The organism is Pseudomonas sp. (assembly GCF_028293835.1).
In the GTDB taxonomy this organism is placed as follows: domain Bacteria; phylum Pseudomonadota; class Gammaproteobacteria; order Pseudomonadales; family Pseudomonadaceae; genus Aquipseudomonas.
Genome location: NZ_JAQGNX010000145.1, coordinates 1 through 4,469, shown reverse-complemented (window position 1 = coordinate 4,469; position 4,469 = coordinate 1). Strand labels below are relative to the sequence as shown.

Below are 4,469 nucleotides of genomic sequence, written 5' to 3'. Positions count from 1 at the left end.
CCCAATTGGCCGCCACCGATTACACCGATCTTCATGGAAAAACCTCAGGCGTCGCGCGGGTCTGGATTGTCCAGGACGCTGTCTGTCTGCTCAGCGCGGAATTTTTTCAGCACTGCATGGAATTGCGGGTGCTTTGCGCCAAGGATGCTGGCCGATAGCAATGCGGCGTTGATCGCGCCGGCTTTGCCGATAGCCAAAGTCGCCACGGGAATCCCGGCAGGCATCTGCACGATGGACAGCAACGAGTCGACACCCGACAACATTGACGACTGCACGGGAACGCCCAAAACCGGCAAGTGGGTCTTGGCCGCACACATGCCTGGCAAATGAGCGGCACCGCCAGCACCGGCAATGATCACTTCAATGCCCCGGCTTTCGGCCTGCTCGGCATACTGGAACAGCAGGTCAGGCGTGCGGTGAGCTGACACCACCTTGACTTCATAAGGGATGCCGAGCTTGTCCAGCATATCGGCGGTGTGGCTAAGGGTGGACCAATCGGACTTGGAGCCCATGATCACGCCAACCAGTGCGCTCATCGTCGTGCCTCTTCTATCGTGCGCCCGCAGGCGAGTCAGAAAACAACAAGCCACGCGGGAGAACCGGCGTGGCTTGTTGTACGAATAATGACCGGTCGAACCGGCCAAAGGCCGCGCAGTATACCGTAATGCGACAGGAAGACAGCCCCCTTGACGACCATTAGTCAGGCGCTCCGTGAAGATCGCCCAGCACTCCGGGAAAAATATTTTTCCTGGACCATTAAGGCCTGGGCCATCAAAGAAACAGAACATATCAGCGACCGTACCGTTCATTTTGAATTCTTTGAGAACGGCCCTTCGACGACTCGCTTTCCCTCTCCAGTCGACAACTAAAAGTGGTATTGGACGGCTGGGCCACAAGCACCCACTCATGAGACAGGTCATATGTTCGGCGCAACTAATCAAGCTACTTTGTCATGAGATTTCGCACATCTGGACTGATCTTATCCTACAACACAAATGCACACCAACCACCAAGCGAAGCGTCAAGGTCGCCTACTAACACTCTTCCGCATTTGTTTAAGTAACCCTGCAGCACGACGCTGCTATTACATCTATAACTCAAACTCAAGGATGAAAATTCACCTATGAAAAGCATACTGAAAACATGGATGTTACTGACTGCCCTTTTCCTGGCACCTTTCGCCGCTGTCCACGCCGAGCTTAACGAGCCTCACGTGTCCTCAAGTGATGACTCAGTCGAATTTCGGTCGAATCTAGGCCTATTTCTGTTTATACACGACCAAGTCAGTGAGCAAGAGCGTGCCGAACTCGGGAGCGGTTACTTGAATACATTCCTGGCCCACATGGAAGAAGTCACCGGTCGCAGAACGACGGTCACGATCATCACCGATAAACCCGGCTTTACCGACTTCGCTTATCGTCAGAGCGACCAGAGTAAGCTGATGTCAGACTGGTCCTCTACAAGCATTCGATACGCCGACGAAAACAATCTGCCGCCTCCATCTGAACGTCACAAATATATGCTGGTAACTTCGAACAAAATTGATTGGCTCACCCACGGAGTATCGGCTCCGACCCTCAACGTCGGTATTGCGTCTACCAAAATGTACAACACGATAGGACACGAAATTGGCCATTTGTTGGGCGCCGAACACGAGGCCGCGAGCGGATTGCCATGCCAGACAATCATGTGGCCCAACTCTCTCACTGCAATTAATCCTTGTTATTATTTCAGTGAAGCCAACCAGGACGCCATTCACGAATACCTGAACAGCGTCGATTAAGAAACACTGTAAGGCCAGCTACTCAATCGCACTTGACCGCTTCATTTCTCGTCGTGGGCCGTTGCGCTTTCCAGCTTGCGCCACAACAAACGCACATTGGCCTTGCGTACCAGCGCGCAGCGGTACAGTCGGATCTCCAGCGGCACGTGCCATTGCGTGCCGCCGCAGACCACCAACTCACCCCGCGCCAATTCGGCACGAACGCTTAGCTCCGGCACCCAGGCGATACCCAGCCCTTCCAATGCCATGCCTTTAAGACTGTCGGCCATGGCCGTTTCGTAGACCGTGGTAAAGCGCACGCTACGCTGACGTAACAGTAAATTCACCGAACGACCGAGGAATGCCCCGGCGCTGTAAGCCAATAACGGCACGCTGGCATCGCCTTCCAAATCAAACAGCGGCTGACCTTCTGCGTTGGCAGCACACACCGGTAGCATTTCGGTATGCCCCAAATGCAGCGAGGGGAAAATCTCGTTATCCATTTGCAGCGCGGCATCCGGGTCATAGAACGCCAGCATCAAATCGCAACCGCCCTCGCGTAATGCATGAACCGCCTCGCCAACGTTAGTAGCTACCAGCCGCGTGGCGATGTTCAGGCCCTCGTTGCGTAACTGTGCGATCCAGCGCGGAAAGAAACCCAAGGCCAAGGAGTGCGCCGCAGCGACTTGCATGACTTCCCCCTGCCCGCCTTCCAGATGATGCAAATGGCGCAAGACTTCGCCCAGCTGTTCGACGACGGTTCGTGCGGTCACAAGAAACAGTTGTCCCGCCGCGGTGAGTTCGATAGGCGTGCGAGACCGATTGACCAAGGTCAGACCGAGGGCCGACTCAAGGCTGCGAATGCGCCGGCTAAACGCAGGCTGAGTGACGAATCGACGCTCAGCCGCCTGAGAAAAACTGCGGGTCGCGGCCAAGGCGCTGAAGTCCTCCAGCCATTTGCTTTCAAGATTCATCGATTCTCCTGCCAAAAAACGCACATCAACATGTTCATACGCTTTTCGGAAACTTAACGTCACATGGACATTATGCCGTTTATGCATAGGGCAGCGCTTAACAGCATTTGCTCCGGATTGGCTACAAGCCTAGCATCAGCAGCGTTCCAGCACCCTTCGTGCCTCTTTTGAGATCATCTCTATCATGTCCTCCGCCGCATCATCGCGCACAGAAAAAGACCTGCTTGGCGTTCTCGATGTACCCGCCGATGCGTATTTCGGCATCCAGACACTACGGGCGGTGAATAACTTCCACCTCTCCGGCGTCCCGATTTCGCACTACCCGAAGCTGGTGGTGGCGTTGGCCATGGTCAAGCAAGCTGCCGCTGACGCAAACCACGAGCTTGGTCATCTGAACTCGGCGAAACATGCAGCTATCAGCGAAGCGTGTGCACGCCTGGTGCGTGGCGATTTCCACGACCAGTTCGTGGTGGACATGATTCAAGGCGGCGCTGGCACTTCAACCAACATGAATGCCAACGAAGTCATCGCCAATATTGCGCTGGAGGCCATGGGCCACAGCAAAGGCGAATATCAGTACTTGCACCCGAACAACGACGTGAACATGGCGCAGTCGACCAACGACGCTTACCCGACGGCGATTCGCCTCGGCTTGCTGTTGGGCCATGACGCGCTGCTCGCCAGTCTCGACAGCCTGATCCAGGCGTTCGCGGCCAAGGGCAAGGAATTCAATCACGTACTCAAAATGGGCCGCACCCAACTGCAGGACGCTGTGCCGATGACCTTGGGCCAGGAGTTCCGTGCGTTTGCCACGACCCTGAATGAAGACCTGAATCGCCTGCGCACCCTGGCACCGGAACTGCTGACCGAAGTTAACCTCGGTGGCACGGCCATTGGCACCGGCATCAACGCCGATCCGCGTTATCAGCAACTGGCGGTCGATCGCCTGGCAATTATCAGCGGCCAACCGCTGGTGCCAGCCGCCGACCTGATTGAAGCGACGTCCGACATGGGCGCCTTCGTGTTGTTCTCCGGCATGCTCAAGCGCACCGCGGTCAAGCTGTCGAAGATTTGCAACGACTTGCGTTTGCTGTCCAGCGGTCCCCGCACCGGGATCAATGAGATCAACCTGCCCGCGCGTCAACCCGGCAGCTCGATCATGCCCGGCAAGGTCAATCCGGTAATCCCGGAAGCGGTCAATCAAGTTGCATTTGAAATCATCGGTAACGACTTGTCCCTGACCATGGCGGCGGAAGGCGGTCAATTGCAGCTGAACGTGATGGAGCCGCTAATCGCTTACAAGATTTTCGACACCATCCGTTTGCTGCAACGGGCCATGGACATGCTGCGCGAGCATTGCATTGTCGGCATTACCGCCAACGAAGCGCGCTGCCGCGAACTGGTGGAGCACTCCATCGGTCTGGTCACTGCGCTGAACCCGTATATCGGTTATGAAAACGCGACCCGTATCGCTCGCATCGCGCTGGAAAGCGGCCGTGGCGTGCTGGAACTGGTCCGCGAAGAAGGCTTGCTCGATGACGCTATGCTCGCCGACATATTGCGCCCGGAAAACATGATTGCCCCGCGACTGGTGCCATTGAAGGCCTGACCTTAAAGCGGCCTCGCAACACGCTCACCAGCAGGCTGTGTGGAAACTACTGCGGGCTGGGCACCTTCGGTGCTACGCACGCAATACTGCGTTAAAAACAGGCTCGTGCGCGAGTCCGATCAAA

At 56.1% G+C, this 4,469-nt stretch carries 4 protein-coding genes; 2 read left to right on the top strand and 2 right to left on the bottom strand.

The features are described from left to right. Positions 1 to 44: 44 nt before the first annotated feature. A complete protein-coding gene (purE, locus tag JWR17_RS20025) occupies positions 45 to 536 on the bottom strand; it encodes a 5-(carboxyamino)imidazole ribonucleotide mutase (RefSeq protein ID WP_299834081.1) in 492 nt (163 codons plus the stop codon). A gap of 587 nt (positions 537 to 1,123) precedes the next feature. Here purE and JWR17_RS20020 point away from each other — a divergent pair. After that, entirely contained in the window at positions 1,124 to 1,783 is a 660-nt protein-coding gene (locus tag JWR17_RS20020) for a reprolysin-like metallopeptidase (RefSeq protein ID WP_366944183.1), read from the top strand. Between the two features lie 41 nt (positions 1,784 to 1,824). Here the strand turns inward: JWR17_RS20020 and JWR17_RS20015 are convergent, their stop codons facing one another. Beyond that, positions 1,825 to 2,736: a LysR substrate-binding domain-containing protein gene (locus tag JWR17_RS20015; protein ID WP_299834077.1), complete on the bottom strand. Its 912-nt coding sequence runs from the start codon at positions 2,734 to 2,736 to the stop codon at positions 1,825 to 1,827. 184 nt (positions 2,737 to 2,920) lie between these two features. Between JWR17_RS20015 and aspA the strand changes: the two genes are divergently transcribed. Continuing rightward, positions 2,921 to 4,345, top strand: coding sequence for an aspartate ammonia-lyase (gene aspA, locus JWR17_RS20010; protein ID WP_299834075.1), 1,425 nt, complete (start codon positions 2,921 to 2,923; stop codon positions 4,343 to 4,345). Positions 4,346 to 4,469 lie beyond the last annotated feature (124 nt).

Coding starts and splice junctions, on each gene's coding strand:
- purE (WP_299834081.1), bottom strand. CDS start 536: ATGAGCGCACTGGTTGGCGTGATCATGGGCTCCAAGTCCGATTGGTCC.
- JWR17_RS20020 (WP_366944183.1), top strand. CDS start 1,124: ATGAAAAGCATACTGAAAACATGGATGTTACTGACTGCCCTTTTCCTG.
- JWR17_RS20015 (WP_299834077.1), bottom strand. CDS start 2,736: ATGAATCTTGAAAGCAAATGGCTGGAGGACTTCAGCGCCTTGGCCGCG.
- aspA (WP_299834075.1), top strand. CDS start 2,921: ATGTCCTCCGCCGCATCATCGCGCACAGAAAAAGACCTGCTTGGCGTT.